The following is a 21,631-nucleotide window of genomic DNA, read 5'->3' as shown; positions in this document are numbered from 1 at the left end:
GCTGACGTTCAGGAAGCAAGCTGCACCCGGCCCATGTCGGGCTCAGGGGCTTCGCTTTCGTCGTCTTCGGTTTCCAGGCGAACCAGATGGGCCGGCACGCCGGTGGCCGCGCCCCAGTAATAAATACCCAGCGCGCAGGCGGCGACGACCACGGTGTCGAACGGATGGCTGAGGATGCCCAGGCCGCCGAAGCTGCCGAGTTTCGACAGGATGATGGTCACGGCGTAGAAGCCGATCAGCCAGGCGGAAGAGCGCACCTGGCGGCCCAGGCTGAGGTGCAGGGTCGGCACAAAACGGCCGCACAGCAGGTACACCACAAACATCAGGATTTGCAGGCCGAGCAGCCACGACACGGTGCTCCAGCCCGACCAGTAGACAATCAGCGCGGCGATGATGAACGACAGCGGGCCGAGCAGCCCCATCCACTTGACCCGGAACGGGCGCGGCAGGTCAGGCGCATTGCGGCGCAGGGCGGCAACGGACACCGGCGCCACGGCGTAGCTCAGCACCAGCGCGGCGGACACCACGTTGATCAGCGCTTCCCACGACGGGAAGGGCAGGGTCCAGAACACCGACAGGCCAAAGGTCAGCCACAGCGCCGGGCGCGGGATGCCGGACTTTTCATCGATGCGGGTGAAGACCTTGAAGAAGGTCCCGGTTTGCGCCCAGCCGTAGATCACCCGTGGCGTGGCGTTCATGTAGATGTTGCCGCAACCGCTGGGGGAGATCACCGCGTCGGCGACCACCAGATAGGCCAGCCAACCCACACCCAGGGCGAGGGCGATATCGCGGTACGGCAGGGCCAGTTCCTTGGCGACGCCGGCCCAGCCGTTGGCGAGCATTTCGGTGGGGATGCCGCCGAGGAAAGCGGTCTGCAACAGCACGTAGATCGCAGTGGAGAGCAGCACCGACAGGATCAGTGCAATCGGAATCGTGCGTTGCGGGTTTTTCACTTCGCTGGCCACCGAGATGATCGGCGTCAGGCCCAGGTAAGCGAAAATCACCCCGCCGGCGGACACCGCCATTTCAATCCCCGAGAGGCCGAACGGCGCAAAGCCCTGGCTGTGGAAATTCTCCGGCTTGAAGAAGGTGAACAGCACGCCGATCACCAGCAGCGGCACGATGAACTTGAATACGCTGACCAGGTTATTGGCCATGGCGAAGGTCTTCACGCTGCGGTAGTTGAGGGCGAAAAACAGCGAGAGCAGCGCAAACTGCACGAACCAGCCGAGGACGGTGGGGTTGCTGGAGCCCGCTTGCGTCAACTCGGGAAACCACGCTGCGGCGTATTGGCGCGAGGCGACCACTTCAATCGCCACCAGGCTCGAAAACGCGATCAGCGTGATGAAGCCCATCAGGTAGCCCAGCAGCGGGCCATGGGAGTAAACCGGGTAGCGCACCACGCCACCGGCGCGGGGCAATGCCGCCCCCAATTCGCAATACACAATGCCCAGCAGCAGTACGGCGAAGCCGCCCAGCAACCAGGAAAAAATCCCCGCCGGACCGGCGATGGCAGAGACGTGACTGGCCGCGAACAGCCAGCCCGAACCGAAGATCGCTCCCAGTCCGATAAAGGTGAGGTCGATCAATGAAAGCTGTTTCTTGAACTTGCCTTGGGCTGACATAGCGGCGCCTTCTTGTGGGTTATTGGATAGGCATGCAGTGCCATACAGTGAACCCATCAACGGCGCCGCGATTGATGTTTTGCGCAGGCTGTGATGACGAAATCAGCACAATTTCGAGTGCTCGACAGGGCCAGCGCCATGCGGCAATCTGCTCGCCAGGCACCGCCCGCCGGGCGCCTGGCCTGTCCGCAAAATGCAGGAGAGAGCGTCATGATGCAGAGCGCGTTCGCCACCCTATGCCAAGGGAGCGAGTCCCACCGCCCGCACACCATTGAAGAATTATTGGCAGGGGTGGGGCTGTTGTTGCCGATGCTGGACGTGATTCCCAACGCCGCGATTTTTATCAAGGACGTGCAGGCGCGCTACGTATTGGCCAACCGCACCCTGGTGCAACGGTGCGGCTTGAAGCACTTGCAACCGTTGCTGGGAAAAACCAGCGCCGAGGTGTTCCCCGCGCAATTGGGCCCCGGTTATACCGAACAGGATCGGCGGGTGCTGGAGCAGGGGTTTGTGCTGGAAGACCAGCTGGAATTGCACCTCTACGGCACCCGCGAGCCGGGTTGGTGCCTGACGCACAAATGGCCGCTGTACAACCGCGACGGTGCAATCATCGGCCTGGCGGGGATCTCGGTCGACCTGCAGACCGCCAGTGAAACCCACCCGGGCTATCAACGGTTGGCGGCAGTGGATGAGCACATTCGGGCGCATTTCAACCGGCGTGTCACGTTGGGTGAACTGACGCGGATCGCCGGGATTTCAGTGGCGCAACTGGAGCGCTACTGCAAGCGCGTGTTCCACCTGACGCCGCGCCAGATGATTCAGAAAGTGCGCTTGGAGCATGCGCACCGGCTGCTGCATACCGAGATGCCGATCACTGAGGTGGCGTTGCAGTGCGGGTACACCGACCACAGTGCGTTTACCCGGCAGTTCAAGGCGTTGACCGGGTTTACGCCTCGGCAGTATCGGCAGGCGACGAGCGTGCAGTGATGTCTAATTGATATTGTCTGCGTACAATCGCCCATGGCCGCCGTTGGCCTGTCTGGTTTACAGGGAGTTTGTCTTTGAAAAAGGTCTTATTGGCACTGTTCTGCAGCCTGGCGACAGGTTGTGTCGGTTTTTACCAACAACCAGCCCCCACCGCGCCTCATGCAACGCTCGAAGCTATCCCGGGCACTAACACCCTGTTGAACGGTGGCGTGCAAATGTATTGGGCCTACTACGACCCGGGCTGCAATGACACGGCCGAGACCGGCGTGCTGGGCACTCGCAAAGGCGAGGTCAGCGAGCGGTTTTTACTGATCCCCGACCGGCGCATCTACGTCAACGTCATGAGCAGCGGTGGCGCCAACAAGAAAGGCGAAAACTATTTTCGCAGTTGCGCCAACGTCGCCAGTTTTATCCCTGCCGTTGGCGCGACTTATCAAATCGTCCAGGCGGTTCCCGTGAGTGGCTGCGTGGTGGAGATCACCGACAAAAATACCGGGCGGGCGCCTGAGTCGTTCAGAAGAGAAGCGGTCGTCGGTGGGTGTTCGCCTTGATTCAATAGGGCCGTGTGACCTTGTTCAAATACCCTGGCCAGCCTTCAGCGTTTCAAACATCGCCTCCGCCGCCAGCGCATGCACCTTGCGCGTCGGGTGCCATTCATCCCAGTAGTAATGTGCATCCGGGTTTTCACACACCGGCTTCACGTCTGGATAGGTGTGTTGGCAGGGCGTATCCAGGTCTTTCAACCCCGCAGCCTCGGGCGCCGCACGCAGCTTGTCGCTGAAGGCCACATGGTCGAAGTAGCGGATGCTGACCTGGTGGGTTTTAGCCAATGTACTCAGCACCACCGGCAATTTCTGTTCGAGCGCCTGCTGGTAGCTTTTTGCATTCTCGACTTGATTACCCTGTACCACCGCCGGGACATGACTCAAATCCGTGGTGCCGACTACCATCACGTGTTTGGCGCCTGCGGCAAGCAGCGTCTCGGTGGCTTTTTGAATGTTCGCCACGCTGTTCTGGCTGAGCACGGCAACCGACTCCGGGTGCGAGAAGTCGGCCCATTCAAAAAAGTCGTTGGCCGAGATGAAAATGAAATACAGCGCGTTCGGGTCTGCCTTGTGTGAGTTGGCGGATTTCAGGTAGTCGGCGATCTGGCCCGAAACGCCGGTGTCGCGTGCCGGTTCCATCCAGGCGTAATAGTTGCCGTTGCCACTCTTGGCACCGCCCACTGCGTAGTCGGTCAAGGGCGTTTTCAAGGCGTGAGCCAGGTTCTCGACGGCCGTCGGGCCGTTGCTCCAGCGGCCTTTCCAATACAGCGAGCCGGGCAGTTCCTGCGCATCCTTGACCTTCTGCGTGGCCAGGGTTTTGGTGAAGCGTTCACCTGCACCGTTGTCGGAGTAGCTGTCACCGAATGCATACAGGTGATCGTAGCGCGGGGCGGCAAAGGCGGTGGAGGCGGTCAGTACCAATAGAGCGGCCAAGCAAGCGCGTAGAGTCATTGGAAATCTCCCGGGTGATCATCCCAGAGTACCGCCGGCGATGTAGTTGCCCTGGGGCGGTTGCGACCTGCGTATAGCTGAGGGCGTAAAGAGTGTTCCGTATGCGACAGGTGGCTATCGCTGGTAATGTCCTCGGGATTGGGTATTCACATCAGGGAGATTGAGATGGCATCAGCGATAGAGTTGTCTTTTGACGTCACGGAGCAAGAGCGCCAGGCCATCCTCCAGCCACTGAGGGCCTACAACATCAGCCAATGCGGCGAGAACCCGTTTGAAACCTTCGGGTTGTTGCTGCGTGATCCCGTCAGCCAGGACGTGGTGGGTGGTCTCTACGGGAAAATCTCTTATGGCTGGATGTTCGTTGAGCTGTTGAGCGTGCCTGAGTCGATGCGCACTCAAGGCACCGGTTCAAAGCTGATGCAGGCGGCCGAGGACCTGGCGCGGGAGAAAAAGTGCACCGGGATCTGGCTGGATACCTTCAGCTTCCAGGCTCCCGGGTTCTATCGAAAACTGGGCTTCAGCGAGTTCGGGCATATCGCCGACTACCCGTCTGGGCACACGCGTCACTTTTTCCAGAAGCACCTGGCCTGAGGGCTAGCGGGTCACCGACCGCCAGGTCACCAGGCCGTCCAAACCCTGATCGGACTTCAAGTACCTGAGCACATTCTGCGCCTGGGCCTTTTCTTCAAACGGGCCGACAAAGGCGTGAGGCGGTTCATCGCGAACCCTGGGCACATCGAGCTCTTTCAATTGCGCCACCAGCAGGCCAAACCCTTCATCGGTATCGGCGGTGATACGCACGACCCAGCCGCTGCGGTCTTTCAGGGCGATGGGTTGCACCTCGGCGCCACAGTGTTTGCATTGGGCTGCGGCGGCGTTGATGGGGGTTGTGCAGGCAGGGCAGGGCCGCAAGTCTTCGTGCACCAAAGCGTCAACACCGGTCTTGGGAATGCGTGGCATCAGCAGGAGCACGATCAAAGGGACCACGGGCACGAATACGGCTATCGCAAACCATCTTGGGCCTGATCGGCCGCGCTGACTGGCCACGTAGGCGGTGACAATGGCGAGTGCCAGCAACAGGGCAGGGTAGATGCTCATTTATTCGTCCTTGTATTTATTTTACGAGCGCAATGCCGACGCTGGGCCGGTATGGCCCCGCGTCGGCACCCGCAGCGCTGACTACAGGGATACCCGCCAGGGGGTTACTGCGCCTTGGCGTTCTTGATGTCCGCGATTACTTGTTTGGCAATCGCCTGGACCTGCTTCTGGGTCATGGCCGACGCCACGCCTTCCCAGGCCGACGACTCGGTTTCATAGGTGCGCGCGCCCAACGGTGCGCCGGATTTCAAGTCGGAAAAATCGGCTTTCGAGAAGACCCAGGCGTTGCCCACCAGCGCACCGGCGGCGTAGCGGGTGCCCGCGGTCAGGTAGCGGAACTTGCTGACGTTGATGGTAATGCCCACGCCGTCGGCACTGCCGGTGTTGAGGGTTGGCGTTTCCTTGAGGCTATAACCGGCCTGCTGCGCTTCGGTTTGCAGGGCCGCGCCCCATTGTTGCTTGAGCAGTGGCCAGTCCTGGTTTTGCTCGACCGTGGTGTTGCCTTTAAAGCTCACCACCAGGTTTTGTTTGGCCGATTCCGGAATGGCCAGCGCGTCTGTACCGCCGCTCTTTACCTTGGCTGCGCAACCACCCAGCATCGAAAGGGCGACAGCAAAAGACAGGGCGTACAACGCCTTGGAGGTTTTCATTGAATTTCCGTATCCACAGATTAAGAAAGAGGGGAAGCCACCGCATCGGATGGGGGCGCTACGATGCTTGAACACCCCGCTCCCTAGCAAGCGGCTATGCCTCCCGCCCCGGAAAAAAAAGCTCAAAGCACGTTATGCCGTCTTCACTGCTCACGCTGTATCGGCCGTTATGCAACTGCATGATGGTCGCGACAATCGACAACCCCAATCCATTGGAATGGGCCGAGCGCTCCCGGGACTCGTCCACGCGATAAAACCGCTCGAACAACCGGGGCAAGTGCTCGGCCGGGATGGTCGTACCGTGATTGGTCACGGTCAGGCTGATGCCCTCGGCGCTGGGCGTGGCCTGGATCAGCAGTTCAGAGCCTGGCGCGCCGTATTTGATGGCGTTGGCACACAGGTTGGCCAGGGCGCGGCGCAGCAGCATCGGTTCGGCCCAGATCACACCGGCACCCTGGGGGAGGATGCTGATGTCGACATCGCCCGCCAGGCCTTCGAAGTAGTCGGCCATGCGTTCCACCTCGTCGGCCGCGTCCAGTTCCTGGCGTTGGCGCAGGGCGCTGGCAGGGTCGGTGCGGGCCAGGAACAGCATGTTGTCGAGCATGCGCGCCAGGCGTTCGAGTTCTTCGACGTTGGAGGCCAGCAGTTGCTGGTAGGCCTCGACGCTGCGGTGTTGCTGCAACGCCACCTGGGTTTCCCCGAGCAAATTGTTGATCGGCGTGCGCAGTTCGTGGGCCATGTCGGTGGAGACCTGGCCCAATTGCACGAAGCCCTTCGCCAGGCGTTCGAGCATGGTGTTGAACGAATCAATCATCGGCAGCAGTTCTTTCGGCGCACCGTGGCTGTCGAGGCGTGCGGCGAGGTTGCCGACGCCGATGCCCTGGGCATGCACCGCCAGGCGCCGCAATGGCAGCAAGCCGCGATGCACCATCAGGTAGCCGACCACCGCCAGTACCAACGCCGCGATGCTGGCGAGGATATACACACTCAGCCGATAGCTGGCGAGCACGGCGGTGCGCTCGGTCATCAGCCGCCCGGTGGTGACTTGCAGGCTGCCCAGGTCGCCCGAGTCGATGGTGGCGGCCAGGGTGGAGAAGGGCACGCCATTCACGCCCGGCAAGTGCTGCACGTCGGCGAATTCCAGGGTGTGGTCCCTGGGCACCGGGGCAACGTCGGGCATATCGATGTTGCCGGGGTTCACTTCCAGCAACGGCTTCTGCCCGGGCGCGGCGATGCTCAGCACCGACTCGCGGTTGCCCAGCATGTTCTGGAACAGCTCCGGCTTGGTCTTGATCAGGTCCAGGGTGTTGCTGTCGTTCAGCAGGTTGCGCAGTTGGTCGACGCGGTAGATCAGCGCGGCGTCGTCCCGGTGGATCAGTTCGCGCTCAAGCTCGCGGTACAGCGCCACGCCGAGGGTGGCGAGCAGGGCAAACGCCAGCAAGGCGAAGATCAGCGCCAGGCGCAGGGTCAGGGAGTAATGCCGGGGCTTGCTCATGGTTGGGTATCGAAGCGGTAGCCGATGCCGCGCACGCTGTGGATCAGCTTGAGCTGGAACGGGTCGTCGATTTTCAGGCGCAGGCGGCGCACGGCCACGTCGACCACGTTGGTGTCGCTGTCGAAGTTCATGTCCCACACCCGCGAGGCGATCAGCGAGCGCGACAGCACCTGGTCCTGGTGGGTGGCAAACAGGTGCAACAGGGCGAACTCCTTGTTGGTCAGGGTGATGCGCACGCCGCCGCGGGTGACGCGGCGTTTGAGCACGTCGATCTGCAGGTCGGCGATCTGCAGTTGTTCTTCTTCACGGCTTGGCCCGCGCCGGGTCAGGGTGCGCAGGCGCGCCACCAGTTCGGCGAAGGAAAACGGCTTGATCAGGTAATCATCGGCGCCCAGCTCCAGGCCCTTGATGCGGTCGGCAATGTCGTCCCGGGCGGTGAGGAACAGCACCGGGGTGTCAGCTTCCTTGCGCAGGCGACGCAGTACTTCCCAGCCGTCCATCTTCGGCATCATCACGTCCAGCACGATCACGTCGAACGGGGTTTCGAGGGCCAGGTGCAAACCGTCCACGCCGTCGCGGGCGAGGCTCACGGAGTAGCCCAGCTCCTGCAGGCCGTTAAGCAGGTAGTTGCCCGCCTTGGGCTCGTCTTCGACTACGAGGATATTCATGGGGTTTGCCCTGGTGATGTGCAGGTCTTTGGTGGCGCAAGTGTAGCCCGATCAATTGTCATTGGGGCAGCCGATGCCTTGTACCTGGTAGTCCAGCACGTGTTCGCGGCCCTGGCTGTCCAGGTAGTCGAGGCGGGCGGGGACGATGCCGCACTGGCCGTAGGTGTCAGTGCTGGACAGTACCTTGGCCACGTCCATGTGCATGAAGAAACCGGGGGTGTCGTGGATCACCGAGGTAGCTGCGGTGGTGTCGGCAAAGGCCGAACCGGTGGCGAGGAGGGCAGCAAAGCCGAGGATAAACAGTTTCATGGCGGTATCTCTCTTTAAGGGTTGGCTGCCGGTATTCGGCAGTGAGTTCACAGTAATCAGGCGACACAAACAGCCAACCAACAGGATGATGACAAGGTTGTAATGAAAGGCTTAAGGCTGGCGGCCGGACGCTTCGAGGATCAGGTCGGTGATTTCCTTGGCGTGGGAAACCAGCGACAAGTGGCTCGACGGCACCTCAATGGTGGTGGCGTTCATGCGCTTGGCCAGGAAGCGTTCCAGGTCCGGGTTGATGGTCTGGTCGTTGCTGGACACCGCATACCAGGACGGCTTGGTGTGCCACGCCGCGTTGACGGTGCGGCCGCTGAACAGGGTCTTGGCGATCGGTTGTTGTACGGCGTACAGCTCCATGGCCTTGGCGCGGGGCACGTCGGCGGCGAAGTACTTGAGGAAGGCATCCTGGTTCAGGGTCAGGTAACCGTCATGCTCCACCACACCGGCGCGTACGGGTGTGGTCGGATACTTGGCAGACAGCGCGACGAAGTCTTCGTTGGCGTCCGGGGCGCGAGCGGCGACGTACACCAGGGAGCTGACCTTCGGATTGACCCCGGCGTCGCTGACCACGGTACCGGCGTAGGAATGACCCACCAGAACGGTAGGGCCGTCCTGTTGATCGAGTACGCGGTTGGTGGCGGCGACGTCATCTGCCACCGAGGTCAGCGGGTTTTGCACGGCGGTGACATGCAAACCGGCGGCCTGCAGGCGGGTGATCACTTCGGACCAGCTGGAACCGTCAGCCCAGGAACCGTGTACCAGGACCACGTTATTGGCTTTCACCGGTGCAATCGGGCCGGCCACGGCGGCGCCGGTGCCCAGCATCAACAGGCTGGCGGCGATCAGGCAGAGTTTGCTTGCAGGTTTCATGGGGCGGGCTCGCTTCATTGTCAGTGGGAAGTTGAGTCACCCGCTGTGGGTGACTGACGACTTCACTGTATGAAGTGAGGGTGCTGGCAACACTGACAGCTTAATGACAAGTTTGTAATGCAATGGGCAGCCTGGAGGCTGCCCGAATTCAAAGTGGGGCAGTGATGCATTACACCGTGCGGGCTTCTCGTACGCGTTCGGCGCCACCTTCCGCCAGGCCGAGTTCATGCAGGCGATCAGCACCGCCTTCAGCGACCCGGTTTTGTTGCAGGCGATCTGCGCCGCCCTCGACGAGCAGGTGTGACGGTTGGCTCTTGACCACGGCGGCATGAGGGTTGGCTGACGCCACGGATGCCAGCCCGAGCCCTGCGACTACAGCCAGGCCGAATACCAGAGACGACGCTTTCGAGAAATTGAACATGGTGGTGCTCCTGCGAGTGAGTCAGCCGGATTGGCTGGTGGCTTTAGTTAATCGCCGGGGTGTATCCGCCATGTGTGCCCGTGCGTAGTGAAATGCCGGTTCGCGTATCCGGGGAGGGTTTCCATACAGTCCGATACAAAACCACGGGAAGGTTTACAGCGTTTGGGCTGATCCGTAGATTGCACCAGGCACGTGATTCGTCAGCACCCAAGACCGGGTGACGAAAGCAAGAGGAAGCCGAGCAGTGTCCACCCGCGATTCAGCTGTATTCGCCAACCGTTACCGCGCCTTCCTGTTCGATATGGACGGCACACTCCTGAACTCCATTGCCGCTGCCGAGCGCGTCTGGGCCACCTGGGCTGAACGCCATGGGCTGGATGTCGCGGCGTTCCTGAAGACCATCCATGGCGCCCGGGCCATCGATACCATCACCCGCCAGGCGTTGCCCGGTGTGGATGCACAGGCTGAGGCGCAGTGGATTACCGAGGCTGAACTCGACGATGTGGAAGGGGTGGTGGCCATTGCCGGCGCGGTGCAGTTCCTCAATTCGCTGCCCGGCGACCAGTGGGCGCTGGTCACCTCTGCGCCCAAGGCGCTGGCCCTGCGTCGCATGCAGGCCGCCGGCATCAACCCGCCGGCGGTGTTGGTAACGGCGGAGGATGTCGCCAGCGGCAAGCCGGATCCGGCGTGTTATGTGCTCGGTGCGCAACGGCTGGGCGTGCCGGTACAGGACTGCCTGGTGTTTGAAGATGCCAGCGTCGGGATTCGCGCCGGTGAGGCGGCGGGTGCCGATGTGATGGTGGTGACGTCGACGCACCTGACGCCCATGGTCACAGAGCACTCGTCGATTGCCGGGTACGAGCATCTGCAGGTTCGGCGGGATGAAGCCGGGCTGTTGCACCTGCAGCGCCTGCCGTGAAAAAAGGCCGATCCGGTTAAGCGGATCGGCCTTCTTCGTAAACGGAGGATTCAGCAGGGGGATTGTCATCAGCCAGCGCCTGGAGGCGGGTGCCCTTGATCCCCTGGCGAGACAACACCATTTCCTTGAGAATTTCGCTGGCGAGCCTGGCGATCGCTTCCGGCCCTCGATGGTGCGCCCGGACGATGCCGGTTATCGCAAAGTGATCAGCTTCAGGGCCGCTGAGGATCGCGGAGAGCGTGCCGTCGGCGTGCAGGGTGCAGACGATTTTGTAGCTCGGCAGGCGCGCTGCCAGTGCCGCTTCGATTTCGGTTTTACTCAGAGTGTCCATCCGCGCTACAACCTTTCACTGACCGTGCATGCCCTAGCATAGGTTGTGGTGCGCGGCTGTAAATACCGGCGATCTGATAGCGATTAAGCGGGGGTTCACGGGTGCCCTGCCTGGGATCAGGAGGACGCTTTCCGGCGCTCGCCGCGAGGAGCACGCCGGCACAGTTTTCGATGAATGGCGGCCTGGATCGGCTTGAGACAGAAGAAAAACAAATAGGCGCTCAGGAACAGCGTCAGATCCAGCCAGGAGTAGGCCGTGTCGGAGATGCCCTCCATTTTGTACCGCAGACCATATTCCAGCCCAAAAAAGACCACGGCTATCAGCACGGCGATCATCCAGGACTTGGATAAGTGGGGTTGTTTATCAGGTCGCCTCATCAACGTGCTCCTTGGCGCGCTGCAGACTGTAAAAGATTTGTCACGAGATTCGGCTCTGTAACATTCAACAAGTTCCCTTTGTTTGCAGGTTGTTTCATGCGTGTAACGCAGCCAGCGGCTATTACTGAACAGGGTTCCTGCCATGTGTCAGACAGAAGGGAGTACGCCTTATGTTCATCCAGTGGTTTCTTGCAGCCGTCCATTTACTGGCATTCGCCATGGCGTTATCAGCCGTGCTTGCGCGGGGCAAGGCCCTGCGCGGTGTTTCTGATAGTGCCCCATCCACCGTACGCAGCGTGTTGATCGCGGACAACATCTGGGGGATCAGTGCTCTGGTGCTCCTGATAACCGGTAGCCTGCGGGCCTTTGGCAGTTACGAAAAAGGCAGTGAGTATTACCTGCACCAGCCGTTGTTTCACGTGAAGATGACGCTGTTTGCATTAATTTTGTTACTTGAGCTCGCGCCGATGATCCGCTTTATCAAATGGCGTATCGGCTTGGTTCGAGGTACGCGTCTGGATCTGCACCAGGCCGGTCTTTTTGCACGCATCAGCCACCTGCAGGCGCTGCTGGTTGTGCTGATGATGATTGCGGCGACGGGTATGGCGCGCGGCGTCGGCCTGGGGTGACGCTAGCCTGGCGCTGGGATAAGGGAATAGGGTGCGCTGGCCGCGGAAAGCCGCGAGCAGGCCAAAGAGGTTTTCGCCAGCCGTTACAGTGAACGAAAGGGCTGGCTACTGGAGGCGCTTCAAGGTGTCTGGTTTTTATCCGGAGCCGTCAGGCCCGCCTGGATACGTTGGTAGATCTCCTCGCGATGCACGGCAACGTCCTTTGGAGCATTGATGCCGATTCTTACTTGCTGGCCGCTAACGCCCAGAATGGTGATCGTAATGTCATCACCGATGTTTATGCTTTCACCGACTTTGCGGGTGAGTATCAGCATGGACTTCTCCTTGATTGCTTTGAAAGGCACATGTTCAGACAGGGCAGATGTCGGATGTGTGTAGCTTACTGCGAAGCGCTTCCCTGTGGCTGCCTCTTTTAGGACGCATAGAGGCAGCATTAATTCCCATGACGCCATCATACAGGTCTGCGATACATCATTCGCATTGTTTAAGCCAACGTTTATGACGGCCAGAATAGACAGTGAATGATAAAGTCGCCTCTTTGATCCTCTAAGGAGCAGGGTAGTGCGTAAAGTAGCGATGGCAATTGCGGTGTTGGCATTGGCCGGTTGCGGTGAAGGCAAAAACGTCGATGCTCCCAAGGCCAGGCCCGCCGTTGCCGAGGCGCCCGCTCAGGGCCAACCTGCGGTCGGTGCGATCGCCTCCCAGGAGTGGGATGTATGGGTGGGACCGCCGGATCACAAGCTCCAGGCGATGACTGACCTGACCGCGTGGTTGCTCGAGCACGGTTTCAGTTTCTATCTGGTGAAGGAAGACGGTAAGGACCAGGTACTGCTGGGGCCTTTCAGCACCAAGGCCGAGGCTGAAGCGAAGCAGGCGCAATTGACCCAGAAGCTGGTCACCGCGAAGAAAAATGACACGGTATCCGAGGTCATCGAACACAAGGTTGCACAGTAAGATACCGGCCAGCGGGAGGCAGTAGCGCTCCCGCTTTTTTATTCAGCCGCAGGCTTTCAAGTTCACCGGGCCGACAAACTCATTGCCGCGGCCCATCACGCACGCCACGGTTTGATTGCGCTGGCGCTCCCAGGGTTGTACCGGGTAAGTCTTGTTCCAGGCTTCGTAGAGCTGGCGATCCTGTTTTGACAGGCGCAAGCCATACTGCTTGCTCATATAGAAGTACGTGCGGGCGATCATCCCGCGAATGGACGGGCGGGGCATGACCTTCTTGGCCTTGAAGTCCACCTGGGTCAGGCACGAGCCATATTGCCCGCTCTGCACCGGCAGCCAGCCAAAACTGAAGTTATTACGGTCGCCATTGACCTCGCCGATGCTCGGCACCAGGTTGTGCAGGTCCGCCTCGGCGCGCTTGTATACCGCGTCCTTGCGGGTGCAGTTCTTGCGTCCGCCGTCCTGCCAGCACTGGCGCTGATGGCCGATCTGCCAGGCAGGAACAATGTGCTCCCACTCGATACGCGCTGCCCGGTTGGCGTTCTTGCGCGGGATATAGCCGCAGGCTTTCAGGTCCACCCGGTTACCGCTGTATTTGCAGCCGCAGTAAAACTCCGTGGATTGCGGCTCGTATAGCTTCCAGGCGATTTTCTTGGCTTCACTGAAGGTTCTGGGGGCTTGCGCGTGAGCGGTAACAGCAAAAAGCAGAAACAAAACACTGATAAAACGGACACTCATTGACTCAATCTTCCTTCGGCACAACCCAGAAAATCTGCACGCCACCGTCATCGCGATAGGCGAGGGTGACGTTATCGTTTTCTGCAATTTCCTCCAGTAGTCGTGCCCACTCGTCTTCCGGTTCCTCCGGCAGACGAAAAATCAACGCCGCCTTGTTTTTTTGAGCGTTAGTGGAATTGATGATTTTCTGCACGCGAACGGCCAGGCGTTGGTAGGCGTCGGGAGCTGTGGGTGCTGCGGAAGAGGGCTTTGCCACGGAGTATTCCTTATTAGGCTGTACGTGCATACAGTATTTAACTGTGGGCAATTTCGCAACTGCTTAAAATTAAAGAAGTTCTTCTGACAATAATTTTGCTGGTTTGGTGTAGGAGGGCTTTGTTTTTCAAGGACTTTTTGCGCGGGGGGAAAGCGGGGGAGGCTGGACCCGCTCGCGGTGCGCCACGAGCGGGATGGCCCGACCGTTACCGGTCAGGCCTGGGAGCGATCAATATTCCCAGAACATCCGTTGCAGCTCTTTGCTGTCCTGGGTCTTGGTCAGGGCGACCATTGCCAGGATGCGGGCTTTCTGCGGGTTCAGGTCGTGAGCAACCACCCAATCGTATTTGTCGTCTGGTTGTTCGGCGTTACGCAGAACGAAACCGCCGGCATTCACGTGGGAAGAACGAATGATCTGCACGCCTTGCTTGCGCAGTTCCTGCAGGGCTGGCACCACCTTGGAAGACACCGAACCATTGCCGGTACCGGCGTGGATGATGGCTTTGGCGCCGGCCTGGGCCAGGGCTTTGTAGGCGGTGTCGCTTACGTTGCCGTAGGAGTAGGCGATTTCGACGTCCGGCAGGCTTTTGATGGTCTTGATGTCGAATTCCGAGTTCATGGTGTGGCGCTTGGCTGGCAGGCGGAACCAGTAGGATTTGCCTTCAACCACCATGCCCAGCGGGCCCCACGGGCTCTTGAACGCTTCAGTCTTGATGTTGATCATCTTGCTGACATCGCGACCCGACTGGATCTCGTCATTCATGGTCACCAGTACGCCTTTGCCGCGAGCGTCTTTGCTGCCGGCTACGGCAACGGCGTTGTACAGGTTGAGCATGCCGTCAGCCGACATGGCGGTGCCTGGGCGCATCGAGCCGACCACGACGATTGGCTTGTCGGTCTTTTCCACCAGGTTGAGGAAGTAGGCGGTCTCTTCCAGGGTGTCGGTACCGTGGGTGATCACGATGCCATCGACGTCCTTGCTGTCTGCCAGCTCGGCGACGCGGCGACCCAGTTGCAGCAGGTTTTCGTTGGTGATGCTTTCGGAGGCAATTTGCAACACTTGCTCGCCGCGAACATTAGCGATCTGGCTAAGCTCAGGAACACCGGCGATCAATTGTTCGATGCCGACTTTGGCGGCCTGGTAGGTCGCACTGTTGGCCGCGCTGGCGCCAGCGCCGGCGATGGTGCCACCGGTGGCGAGGATCACCACGTTGGACAGTTTTTGCTTGGTTTCAGCTTCTTTTGCCTGAGCGGCAACAGGGAACAACAGCAGGAGGGCTAACGCGCCCGGGACGAAAGTTTTCAACGCAGATTTCATTATTCTTCTCTCTAGTTTTTGATGAGTGCTGATGCAGGTTCATCTAGAAACACCCGGGCGGTTCTGAACGCCACGAGGTGCTGAGTAAGAGCAGGATTTGTACCAGCGGTATTTTGTTATTCAATAGAATTTAACTTATTGATTTATATCTATTTATATTTGATTTTCAGGTGTGGGTTTCCGCTTCGTGTCCGGCTTTCCGAACAAAGCGGCGGGTTGGTGTTCGGTTGTCCGAAAAGTATGACGGAAAAGCGATGGAGTAATACGTGGCAGGCACACCGCGACCTGTCGTTTCAGAGAACGATCAAACGGCGTCGATGTTTAATGAGGGCAGACAATGGGCGCGAGGGCAGGGCGTAGAGCGGATTCATCAAAAGGCTGTTTTCTCCCGTTGACAAATCTCGACAAGCTTCTCATAGTTTGACCTAACGCAAACGTTTGCGAGATGTTTCACGGGGTGCTCCTTGAGTGTCGTGAAAGCTCGTATCAGTCGCCCGGGTGGGATGGCTGCCGAAGCGTTCTTCGGTGCAAGCGTTGCTCACAATAATCATAAGATCGGAGTGAACCCATGAAGCTGCCATTCGCTGGACGTCTTCTTGCTGTCGCTGTGCTTGCTGCCGCATCCGCTGCCCTGCCTCTTTCCTCTGCATTTGCCGCCGAGACCGCCGCCAAACCCAAGGTCGGCCTGGTCATGAAATCCCTCGCCAACGAATTCTTCGTCACCATGCAAGACGGTGCCAAGGAATACCAGAAGGCTCACGCCGCCGACTTCGACATGATCACCAACGGGATCAAGAACGAAACCGATACCGCTGCTCAGATCGATATCGTCAACCAGATGATCCTGTCCAAAGTTGACGCCATCGTCATTGCTCCGGCTGATTCGAAAGCTTTGGTCACCGTGCTGAAGAAGGCCTCGGACAAAGGCATCAAAATCGTCAACATCGACAACCGCCTCGACGTCGATGTGCTGAAAAGCAAATCCCTGAATATCCCGTTCGTAGGTCCGGACAACCGCAAAGGCGCGCGCCTGGTGGGTGAAGAACTGGCCAAGCACCTCACCAAGGGTGACGAGGTTGGCATCATCGAAGGTGTTTCCACCACCACCAACGCCCAGCAGCGTACTGCGGGCTTCAAGGATGCGATGGACGCCGCCGGCATGAAGATCGTCTCCACCCAGTCCGGCGAGTGGGAAATCGACAAGGGCAACGCGATTGCCGCTGCGATGCTCCAGGCAAACCCGAACATCAAGGCGCTGCTGGCCGGTAACGACAACATGGCACTGGGCGCAGTCTCCGCTGTGCGTGGCGCTGGCAAGGCGGGCAAGGTGCTCGTGGTCGGCTACGACAACATCGAAGCGATCAAGCCGATGCTTCAGGATGGCCGTGTCCTGGCCACCGCCGACCAGGCCGCTGCCCAGCAAGCCGTTTTCGGTATCCAGAATGCTCTGAAGCTGGTCAAGGGTGAAAAAGTCGATGCCGTGGATGGCATGATCGAAACCCCGGTCGAACTCATCCTCAAGAAGTAATTCCCGGCAGCACAAAACAGCGTCCGCTCACCCTGAGCGGACGCCTGGAGACGTTCCTATGTCATCTTCCGCACCGAACGCTGTCCTCTCGGTCAGCGGTATCGGCAAGACCTATGCCCAACCGGTTCTATCCGACATCACCCTGACGCTCAATCGTGGGGAAGTGTTGGCACTTACCGGTGAGAATGGCGCGGGGAAAAGCACCCTGTCGAAGATCATCGGCGGGCTGGTCACACCGACTGACGGCCACATGCAGTTCAATGGCCAGGCCTACACGCCGGGCAGCCGGACCCAGGCAGAAGAGCAGGGTATCCGCATGGTCATGCAGGAACTCAACCTGCTGCCGACCCTGACTGTCGCCGAAAACCTGTTCCTCGATAACCTGCCCAGCCACGGTGGCTGGATCAGCCGCAAGCAACTGCGCAAGGCTGCCATTGAAGCCATGGCCCAGGTTGGCCTGGACGCCATCGACCCGGACACGCTGGTCGGCAGCCTCGGCATCGGCCACCAACAGATGGTCGAGATTGCCCGCAACCTGATTGGCGATTGCCATGTATTGATCCTCGACGAACCCACGGCGATGTTGACTGCCCGTGAGGTCGAGATGCTCTTTGAACAAATCACCCGCCTGCAGGCCCGGGGCGTGGCGATCATCTATATTTCCCACCGGCTCGAAGAACTCGCCCGTGTCGCCCAGCGCATTGCGGTATTGCGGGACGGCAAGCTGGTGTGTGTCGAGCCGATGGCCAACTACAACAGTGAGCAACTGGTCACACTGATGGTGGGTCGTGAGCTGGGCGAGAAAATCGACCTGGGCCCGCGCACCATCGGCGCGCCGCTGTTGACCGTAAAAGGCCTGACCCGCTCGGACAAGGTCCGCGATGTCTCGTTTGAAGTGCGTGCCGGCGAAATCTACGGCATCTCCGGCCTGATCGGTGCCGGTCGTACAGAATTGCTGCGCCTGATCTTCGGTGCCGACCTGGCCGACAGCGGCACCGTGGCCCTGGGCACACCCGCGCAAGTCGTCAGCATTCGCTCGCCCGCCGACGCGGTCGGTCATGGCATCGCCCTGATCACCGAGGACCGTAAAGGTGAAGGCCTGCTGCTGACCCAATCCATCGGCGCCAATATTGCCTTGGGCAACATGCCGAAGGTGTCCAGCGCCGGCCTGGTGAACAGTCGTGACGAAACGGCCCTGGCCAAGCGCCAGGTCGACGCCATGCGCATCCGTAGCTCCAGCCCGGCGCAGTTGGTGTCCGAGCTGTCGGGCGGTAACCAGCAGAAGGTGGTGATTGGCCGCTGGCTGGAACGCGACTGCGCGGTAATGCTGTTCGATGAGCCGACCCGGGGCATCGACGTCGGCGCCAAATTCGATATTTATGCCTTGCTCGGCGACCTGACCCGCCAGGGCAAGGCGCTGGTGGTGGTGTCCAGCGACCTGCGTGAGTTGATGCTGATCTGCGACCGTATCGGCGTGCTTTCCGCCGGGCGCCTGATCGAGACCTTCGAGCGCGACAGCTGGACCCAGGATGAATTGCTTGCCGCTGCTTTTGCCGGCTATCAGAAACGTGATGCGTTGCTCAACGATGCAGCGCCTAGGAATACCCCATGAAAACCACTTCCTCCCCCGCAAAACGTGGCGGCAACTTCTACGGCCTGGGTACTTACCTGGGCCTTGCCGGCGCGTTGCTGGCGATGATTGCGCTGTTCTCGTTCCTGAGCGACCACTTCCTCTCGTACGACACCTTCAGCACCCTGGCCAACCAGATTCCTGACCTGATGGTGTTGGCGGTCGGCATGACCTTTGTGCTGATCATCGGCGGCATCGACCTGTCGGTGGGCTCGGTGCTGGCCCTCGCTGCATCAGCTGTCAGCGTGGCGATTCTCGGCTGGGGCTGGAGTGTGTTGCCGGCCGCCGTGCTGGGCATGGGCTGCGCCGCGCTGGCCGGTACCATTACCGGTTCCATCACCGTGGCCTGGCGCATCCCGTCGTTCATCGTGTCCCTCGGCGTGCTGGAAATGGCCCGTGGTGTGGCCTACCAGATGACCGGCTCGCGCACCGCCTATATCGGTGATTCGTTTGCCTGGCTGTCCAACCCGGTGGCCTTCGGTATTTCCCCCTCGTTCATCATCGCGTTGCTGGTGATCATCGCCGCGCAGCTTGTGCTGACGCGTACCGTGTTCGGTCGCTACCTGATCGGCATCGGTACCAACGAAGAGGCCGTGCGTCTGGCGGGGATCAATCCAAAGCCCTACAAGATTTTGGTGTTCAGCCTGATGGGGCTGCTGGCCGGCGTGGCGGCCCTGTTCCAGATTTCGCGCCTGGAAGCGGCAGATCCCAACGCCGGTTCCGGCCTGGAGCTGCAAGTGATCGCTGCCGTGGTCATCGGCGGCACCAGCCTGATGGGCGGGCGTGGCTCGGTCATCAGCACGTTCTTCGGCGTACTGATTATCTCGGTATTGGCGGCAGGGCTGGCGCAGATTGGCGCCACCGAACCGACCAAACGTATCATCACCGGTGCCGTGATCGTGATCGCGGTCGTGCTGGATACGTACCGCAGCCAGCGCGCCAGTCGGCGAGCCTGAGCCATGGCAACGATCAAGGATGTGGCCGCGCTGGCGGGGATCTCCTACACCACGGTGTCCCATGTGGTGAACAAGACGCGCCCGGTCAGCGAGCCTGTACGAATCAAGGTCGAGGCGGCCATCAAGCAGCTCGACTATGTGCCCAGTGCGGTCGCACGGTCACTGAAGGCCAAGACCACCGCGACCATCGGCCTGTTGGTGCCCAACAGCCTCAACCCGTACTTTGCGGAGCTGGCCCGGGGCATCGAGGATTATTGCGAGCGTAACGGCTATTGCGTGATCCTCTGCAACTCCGATGACAATGCCGAAAAGCAGCGCAGCTACCTGCGGGTGCTGCTGGAAAAGCGCATCGACGGTTTGATCGTGACCTCGGTGGGCGGCGATGACAGCGGCCTGGCAACGGGCCTGAAAGCGGTGCGTACGCCCATGGTCATCGTCGACCGTGCACTGGACGGAATCGATGTCGACCTGGTGCGCATCGACCACGAACAGGGCGCTTACCTGGCGACCCGGCACTTGCTTGATCTGGGCCACCGCGACATTGCCTGCATTGGCGGCCCGAGCCACACCCGTGTGGCGCAGATGCGTATGGCGGGTTACTACCGAGCCCTGGCCGAAGCCGGGGTTGAGGTGTCGGCCGGGCGGGTACTGGAAAGTGATTTCACCAGCACCGGTGGCTATGCGGCTGCAGCGCAATTGCTGGCGGATAATCCCCCCAGCGCGATTTTTGCCGGCAACGACATGATCGGCTTCGGCGTATTACGCGCGGCTGCCGAGCGCAATATCCGCGTGCCCGGCGAGTTGTCGGTGATCGGCTTTGACGATATCCAGATGAGCCAGTACGTGTACCCGGCGCTGACCACGGTGGGCCAGTCGATCCTGCAACTGGGAGAGATGGCGGCCGAGCTTTTACTGCGACGAATTGCGACACCCCAATTGCCGATCGATCAACGCATCGTGACGCCGAGTATTGTTCTGCGCGAGTCGACGGCGCCGTTGGCCGGTGTATTTGCCCAATACCGCTGAACCGAATTGATGAGTACTGATGTATGCCAGCAAAAGTAGTGGTAATAGGCAGCCTGAACATGGACCTGGTCACCCGGGCCAGCCGGCTGCCCCGCGCCGGTGAAACCCTGATCGGCCAATCATTTTCCACCGTCCCGGGCGGCAAGGGCGCGAACCAGGCGGTCGCTTCGGCGCGTCTTGGGGCCGAGGTCGCGATGGTCGGCTGTGTAGGCACCGATGCCTATGGCGTGCAATTGCGCGACGCGTTGGTGGTGGAAGGTATCGATTGCCAGGCCGTCAGCACCGTCGACGGTTCCAGCGGCGTGGCGCTGATCGTGGTGGATGACAGCAGCCAGAATGCGATCGTGATCGTCGCCGGCGGCAATGGCGAATTGACCCCGGCCAAATTACAGACATTTGACAGTGTGCTGCAGGCTGCCGACGTCATCGTCTGTCAGCTTGAGACACCGATGGACACCGTCGGCCATGCCCTCAAGCGCGGCCGCGAACTGGGCAAGACGGTGATCCTCAACCCGGCACCCGCCAGCGGTCCGTTGCCTGAGGACTGGTATGCCGCCATCGACTACCTGATTCCCAACGAAAGCGAAGCCTCGGCCCTGAGTGGTGTGGTGGTCGATTCACTGGACAGCGCTAAGGTCGCCGCTACGCGCCTGATCAAGGCCGGTGCCGGTAAAGTGATCATTACCCTCGGCTCCGAGGGCGCGTTGTTCGCCGATGGCCAAGGCTTTGAGCACCTGGTGGCGCCCAAGGTCAAGGCGGTCGATACCACGGCTGCCGGTGACACCTTCGTCGGTGGTTTTGCGGCGGCGCTGGCCAACGGAAAAAGCGAGGCCGAGGCCATTCGTTTTGGCCAGGTGGCGGCGGCGTTGTCCGTGACCCGCGCCGGTGCACAACCCTCCATTCCTACATTGCATGACGTCCAAGGTTTTGTGCCCTCATGAAAAAGACTCCCTTGCTCAATATCGCGCTGTCGCGGGTGATTGCATCCCTTGGCCATGGCGACATTCTGGTGATCGGCGATGCCGGCCTGCCGGTGCCGCCGGGTGTCGAGTTGATCGACCTGGCGCTGACCAAAGGCATCCCGGATTTCGTCAGCACCCTGCGCATCGTGCTCAGCGAAATGCAGGTGGAAAGCCACGTGCTCGCTGAAGAAATCCTGCTCAAGCAACCGCCGGCACTGACTGACCTCAATGCCCTGACCGAACAGGCTGCCCTCGGTGAGCGCCGCCTGGTCAGCCATGAAGAGTTCAAGCAGCTCAGCCGAAAGGCGAGGGCGGTGGTGCGCACGGGCGAGTGCCAGCCTTACTGCAATATCGCGCTGGTTTCCGGCGTAACGTTCTAGAAT

At 60.4% G+C, this 21,631-nt stretch carries 27 protein-coding genes; 12 read left to right on the top strand and 15 right to left on the bottom strand.

Annotated features, from left to right (window positions below; genetic code table 11):
* Window positions 1-8: 8 nt before the first annotated feature.
* Window positions 9-1,625, bottom strand: a complete 1,617-nt coding sequence (locus MUM_RS0125655) for an APC family permease (protein ID WP_010175687.1) — start codon at window positions 1,623-1,625, stop codon at window positions 9-11.
* 210 nt (window positions 1,626-1,835) lie between these two features.
* Here MUM_RS0125655 and MUM_RS0125650 point away from each other — a divergent pair, with 210 nt between their 5' ends.
* Both MUM_RS0125650 and MUM_RS0125645 read left to right on the top strand, forming a co-directional pair.
* The gene (locus MUM_RS0125650; protein ID WP_010175685.1) at window positions 1,836-2,612 is read left to right on the top strand and encodes an AraC family transcriptional regulator; all 777 of its coding nucleotides are present in this window, start codon (window positions 1,836-1,838) and stop codon (window positions 2,610-2,612) included.
* 74 nt (window positions 2,613-2,686) lie between these two features.
* Window positions 2,687-3,163 carry a hypothetical protein gene (locus MUM_RS0125645; RefSeq protein ID WP_010175683.1) on the top strand — a complete coding sequence of 159 codons (477 nt, stop codon included), beginning with the start codon at window positions 2,687-2,689 and terminating at the stop codon, window positions 3,161-3,163.
* Between the two features lie 24 nt (window positions 3,164-3,187).
* On the opposite strand, the gene MUM_RS0125640 is transcribed toward MUM_RS0125645, so the two are convergent.
* On the bottom strand, window positions 3,188-4,108 hold the full coding sequence (locus tag MUM_RS0125640; protein WP_010175681.1) for an SGNH/GDSL hydrolase family protein: 921 nt from the start codon (window positions 4,106-4,108) through the stop codon (window positions 3,188-3,190).
* 165 nt (window positions 4,109-4,273) lie between these two features.
* Here MUM_RS0125640 and MUM_RS0125635 point away from each other — a divergent pair, with 165 nt between their 5' ends.
* Window positions 4,274-4,699 carry a GNAT family N-acetyltransferase gene (locus MUM_RS0125635; protein WP_029616097.1) on the top strand — a complete coding sequence of 142 codons (426 nt, stop codon included), beginning with the start codon at window positions 4,274-4,276 and terminating at the stop codon, window positions 4,697-4,699.
* 3 nt (window positions 4,700-4,702) lie between these two features.
* On the opposite strand, the gene MUM_RS0125630 is transcribed toward MUM_RS0125635, so the two are convergent.
* From MUM_RS0125630 to MUM_RS0125600, 7 genes are all read right to left on the bottom strand, one after another.
* Window positions 4,703-5,206, bottom strand: a complete 504-nt coding sequence (locus MUM_RS0125630; RefSeq protein ID WP_010175677.1) for a zinc ribbon domain-containing protein — start codon at window positions 5,204-5,206, stop codon at window positions 4,703-4,705.
* Window positions 5,207-5,310: 104 nt separating this feature from the next.
* A complete protein-coding gene (locus MUM_RS0125625) occupies window positions 5,311-5,856 on the bottom strand; it encodes a DUF4410 domain-containing protein (protein WP_010175675.1) in 546 nt (181 codons plus the stop codon).
* Between the two features lie 94 nt (window positions 5,857-5,950).
* Window positions 5,951-7,351, bottom strand: coding sequence for a heavy metal sensor histidine kinase (locus tag MUM_RS0125620; protein WP_010175673.1), 1,401 nt, complete (start codon window positions 7,349-7,351; stop codon window positions 5,951-5,953).
* Entirely contained in the window at window positions 7,348-8,019 is a 672-nt protein-coding gene (locus MUM_RS0125615; RefSeq protein WP_010175671.1) for a heavy metal response regulator transcription factor, read from the bottom strand. Before MUM_RS0125615 ends, MUM_RS0125620 begins: the two co-directional genes overlap by 4 nt.
* A gap of 51 nt (window positions 8,020-8,070) precedes the next feature.
* Window positions 8,071-8,328: a DUF2790 domain-containing protein gene (locus MUM_RS0125610; RefSeq protein ID WP_010175669.1), complete on the bottom strand. Its 258-nt coding sequence runs from the start codon at window positions 8,326-8,328 to the stop codon at window positions 8,071-8,073.
* Window positions 8,329-8,439: 111 nt separating this feature from the next.
* Complete coding sequence (locus tag MUM_RS0125605) at window positions 8,440-9,210, bottom strand: alpha/beta fold hydrolase (RefSeq protein ID WP_010175667.1); 771 nt, start codon at window positions 9,208-9,210, stop codon at window positions 8,440-8,442.
* 169 nt (window positions 9,211-9,379) lie between these two features.
* Window positions 9,380-9,631 carry a hypothetical protein gene (locus MUM_RS0125600; protein ID WP_010175664.1) on the bottom strand — a complete coding sequence of 84 codons (252 nt, stop codon included), beginning with the start codon at window positions 9,629-9,631 and terminating at the stop codon, window positions 9,380-9,382.
* 244 nt (window positions 9,632-9,875) lie between these two features.
* On the opposite strand from MUM_RS0125600, the gene MUM_RS0125595 reads away from it, so the two are divergent.
* A complete protein-coding gene (locus tag MUM_RS0125595) occupies window positions 9,876-10,550 on the top strand; it encodes an HAD-IA family hydrolase (RefSeq protein ID WP_010175662.1) in 675 nt (224 codons plus the stop codon).
* Between the two features lie 16 nt (window positions 10,551-10,566).
* Here the strand turns inward: MUM_RS0125595 and MUM_RS0125590 are convergent, their stop codons facing one another.
* The gene (locus MUM_RS0125590; RefSeq protein ID WP_010175660.1) at window positions 10,567-10,881 is read right to left on the bottom strand and encodes a hypothetical protein; all 315 of its coding nucleotides are present in this window, start codon (window positions 10,879-10,881) and stop codon (window positions 10,567-10,569) included.
* A gap of 116 nt (window positions 10,882-10,997) precedes the next feature.
* Window positions 10,998-11,258, bottom strand: coding sequence for a hypothetical protein (locus MUM_RS0125585; protein WP_010175658.1), 261 nt, complete (start codon window positions 11,256-11,258; stop codon window positions 10,998-11,000).
* A 170-nt stretch (window positions 11,259-11,428) separates the two neighbouring features.
* On the opposite strand from MUM_RS0125585, the gene MUM_RS0125580 reads away from it, so the two are divergent.
* Window positions 11,429-11,887: a DUF2214 family protein gene (locus MUM_RS0125580; RefSeq protein WP_010175656.1), complete on the top strand. Its 459-nt coding sequence runs from the start codon at window positions 11,429-11,431 to the stop codon at window positions 11,885-11,887.
* Window positions 11,888-12,006: 119 nt separating this feature from the next.
* On the opposite strand, the gene csrA is transcribed toward MUM_RS0125580, so the two are convergent.
* Window positions 12,007-12,201 (bottom strand): carbon storage regulator CsrA, encoded by a 195-nt coding sequence (gene csrA, locus MUM_RS0125575; protein ID WP_003192511.1) that lies wholly within the window; start codon window positions 12,199-12,201, stop codon window positions 12,007-12,009.
* A gap of 247 nt (window positions 12,202-12,448) precedes the next feature.
* Here csrA and MUM_RS0125570 point away from each other — a divergent pair, with 247 nt between their 5' ends.
* Window positions 12,449-12,841, top strand: a complete 393-nt coding sequence (locus MUM_RS0125570) for a hypothetical protein (RefSeq protein ID WP_010175653.1) — start codon at window positions 12,449-12,451, stop codon at window positions 12,839-12,841.
* A 42-nt stretch (window positions 12,842-12,883) separates the two neighbouring features.
* On the opposite strand, the gene MUM_RS0125565 is transcribed toward MUM_RS0125570, so the two are convergent.
* From MUM_RS0125565 to MUM_RS0125555, 3 genes are all read right to left on the bottom strand, one after another.
* Entirely contained in the window at window positions 12,884-13,573 is a 690-nt protein-coding gene (locus MUM_RS0125565) for an endonuclease (RefSeq protein ID WP_010175651.1), read from the bottom strand.
* A 4-nt stretch (window positions 13,574-13,577) separates the two neighbouring features.
* Window positions 13,578-13,829 (bottom strand): DUF1654 domain-containing protein, encoded by a 252-nt coding sequence (locus tag MUM_RS0125560; RefSeq protein WP_010175649.1) that lies wholly within the window; start codon window positions 13,827-13,829, stop codon window positions 13,578-13,580.
* Between the two features lie 228 nt (window positions 13,830-14,057).
* The gene (locus MUM_RS0125555; protein ID WP_010175648.1) at window positions 14,058-15,146 is read right to left on the bottom strand and encodes an asparaginase; all 1,089 of its coding nucleotides are present in this window, start codon (window positions 15,144-15,146) and stop codon (window positions 14,058-14,060) included.
* Between the two features lie 568 nt (window positions 15,147-15,714).
* Here MUM_RS0125555 and MUM_RS0125550 point away from each other — a divergent pair.
* From MUM_RS0125550 to rbsD, 6 genes are read left to right on the top strand one after another with little or no spacing between them, the layout of a single operon-like run.
* On the top strand, window positions 15,715-16,674 hold the full coding sequence (locus MUM_RS0125550; RefSeq protein ID WP_010175646.1) for a sugar ABC transporter substrate-binding protein: 960 nt from the start codon (window positions 15,715-15,717) through the stop codon (window positions 16,672-16,674).
* Between the two features lie 58 nt (window positions 16,675-16,732).
* The gene (locus tag MUM_RS0125545; protein ID WP_010175644.1) at window positions 16,733-18,286 is read left to right on the top strand and encodes a sugar ABC transporter ATP-binding protein; all 1,554 of its coding nucleotides are present in this window, start codon (window positions 16,733-16,735) and stop codon (window positions 18,284-18,286) included.
* A complete protein-coding gene (locus MUM_RS0125540; RefSeq protein WP_003219960.1) occupies window positions 18,283-19,260 on the top strand; it encodes an ABC transporter permease in 978 nt (325 codons plus the stop codon). Before MUM_RS0125545 ends, MUM_RS0125540 begins: the two co-directional genes overlap by 4 nt.
* Window positions 19,261-19,263: 3 nt before the next feature.
* Window positions 19,264-20,286 carry a LacI family DNA-binding transcriptional regulator gene (locus tag MUM_RS0125535; protein ID WP_010175641.1) on the top strand — a complete coding sequence of 341 codons (1,023 nt, stop codon included), beginning with the start codon at window positions 19,264-19,266 and terminating at the stop codon, window positions 20,284-20,286.
* 23 nt (window positions 20,287-20,309) lie between these two features.
* Window positions 20,310-21,227 carry a ribokinase gene (gene rbsK, locus MUM_RS0125530; protein WP_010175639.1) on the top strand — a complete coding sequence of 306 codons (918 nt, stop codon included), beginning with the start codon at window positions 20,310-20,312 and terminating at the stop codon, window positions 21,225-21,227.
* Window positions 21,224-21,628: a D-ribose pyranase gene (gene rbsD / locus MUM_RS0125525; RefSeq protein ID WP_010175637.1), complete on the top strand. Its 405-nt coding sequence runs from the start codon at window positions 21,224-21,226 to the stop codon at window positions 21,626-21,628. Before rbsK ends, rbsD begins: the two co-directional genes overlap by 4 nt.
* Window positions 21,629-21,631: the final 3 nt, after the last annotated feature.

The organism is Pseudomonas sp. PAMC 25886 (assembly GCF_000242655.1).
Taxonomy (GTDB): domain Bacteria; phylum Pseudomonadota; class Gammaproteobacteria; order Pseudomonadales; family Pseudomonadaceae; genus Aquipseudomonas.
The sequence above is the reverse complement of the archived record's forward strand: the minus strand, read 5'-3'. Positions and strand labels throughout refer to the sequence as shown.

What these genes read in the sequence shown, in the direction of transcription:
- MUM_RS0125655 (WP_010175687.1), bottom strand. Translation starts at nt 1,625, where the DNA reads ATGTCAGCCCAAGGCAAGTTCAAGAAACAGCTTTCATTGATCGACCTC.
- MUM_RS0125650 (WP_010175685.1), top strand. Translation starts at nt 1,836, where the DNA reads ATGATGCAGAGCGCGTTCGCCACCCTATGCCAAGGGAGCGAGTCCCAC.
- MUM_RS0125640 (WP_010175681.1), bottom strand. Translation starts at nt 4,108, where the DNA reads ATGACTCTACGCGCTTGCTTGGCCGCTCTATTGGTACTGACCGCCTCC.
- MUM_RS0125635 (WP_029616097.1), top strand. Translation starts at nt 4,274, where the DNA reads ATGGCATCAGCGATAGAGTTGTCTTTTGACGTCACGGAGCAAGAGCGC.
- MUM_RS0125630 (WP_010175677.1), bottom strand. Translation starts at nt 5,206, where the DNA reads ATGAGCATCTACCCTGCCCTGTTGCTGGCACTCGCCATTGTCACCGCC.
- MUM_RS0125625 (WP_010175675.1), bottom strand. Translation starts at nt 5,856, where the DNA reads ATGAAAACCTCCAAGGCGTTGTACGCCCTGTCTTTTGCTGTCGCCCTT.
- MUM_RS0125620 (WP_010175673.1), bottom strand. Translation starts at nt 7,351, where the DNA reads ATGAGCAAGCCCCGGCATTACTCCCTGACCCTGCGCCTGGCGCTGATC.
- MUM_RS0125615 (WP_010175671.1), bottom strand. Translation starts at nt 8,019, where the DNA reads ATGAATATCCTCGTAGTCGAAGACGAGCCCAAGGCGGGCAACTACCTG.
- MUM_RS0125610 (WP_010175669.1), bottom strand. Translation starts at nt 8,328, where the DNA reads ATGAAACTGTTTATCCTCGGCTTTGCTGCCCTCCTCGCCACCGGTTCG.
- MUM_RS0125605 (WP_010175667.1), bottom strand. Translation starts at nt 9,210, where the DNA reads ATGAAACCTGCAAGCAAACTCTGCCTGATCGCCGCCAGCCTGTTGATG.
- MUM_RS0125600 (WP_010175664.1), bottom strand. Translation starts at nt 9,631, where the DNA reads ATGTTCAATTTCTCGAAAGCGTCGTCTCTGGTATTCGGCCTGGCTGTA.
- MUM_RS0125590 (WP_010175660.1), bottom strand. Translation starts at nt 10,881, where the DNA reads ATGGACACTCTGAGTAAAACCGAAATCGAAGCGGCACTGGCAGCGCGC.
- MUM_RS0125585 (WP_010175658.1), bottom strand. Translation starts at nt 11,258, where the DNA reads ATGAGGCGACCTGATAAACAACCCCACTTATCCAAGTCCTGGATGATC.
- MUM_RS0125580 (WP_010175656.1), top strand. Translation starts at nt 11,429, where the DNA reads ATGTTCATCCAGTGGTTTCTTGCAGCCGTCCATTTACTGGCATTCGCC.
- csrA (WP_003192511.1), bottom strand. Translation starts at nt 12,201, where the DNA reads ATGCTGATACTCACCCGCAAAGTCGGTGAAAGCATAAACATCGGTGAT.
- MUM_RS0125565 (WP_010175651.1), bottom strand. Translation starts at nt 13,573, where the DNA reads ATGAGTGTCCGTTTTATCAGTGTTTTGTTTCTGCTTTTTGCTGTTACC.
- MUM_RS0125555 (WP_010175648.1), bottom strand. Translation starts at nt 15,146, where the DNA reads ATGAAATCTGCGTTGAAAACTTTCGTCCCGGGCGCGTTAGCCCTCCTG.
- MUM_RS0125550 (WP_010175646.1), top strand. Translation starts at nt 15,715, where the DNA reads ATGAAGCTGCCATTCGCTGGACGTCTTCTTGCTGTCGCTGTGCTTGCT.
- MUM_RS0125545 (WP_010175644.1), top strand. Translation starts at nt 16,733, where the DNA reads ATGTCATCTTCCGCACCGAACGCTGTCCTCTCGGTCAGCGGTATCGGC.
- MUM_RS0125540 (WP_003219960.1), top strand. Translation starts at nt 18,283, where the DNA reads ATGAAAACCACTTCCTCCCCCGCAAAACGTGGCGGCAACTTCTACGGC.
- MUM_RS0125535 (WP_010175641.1), top strand. Translation starts at nt 19,264, where the DNA reads ATGGCAACGATCAAGGATGTGGCCGCGCTGGCGGGGATCTCCTACACC.
- rbsK (WP_010175639.1), top strand. Translation starts at nt 20,310, where the DNA reads ATGCCAGCAAAAGTAGTGGTAATAGGCAGCCTGAACATGGACCTGGTC.
- rbsD (WP_010175637.1), top strand. Translation starts at nt 21,224, where the DNA reads ATGAAAAAGACTCCCTTGCTCAATATCGCGCTGTCGCGGGTGATTGCA.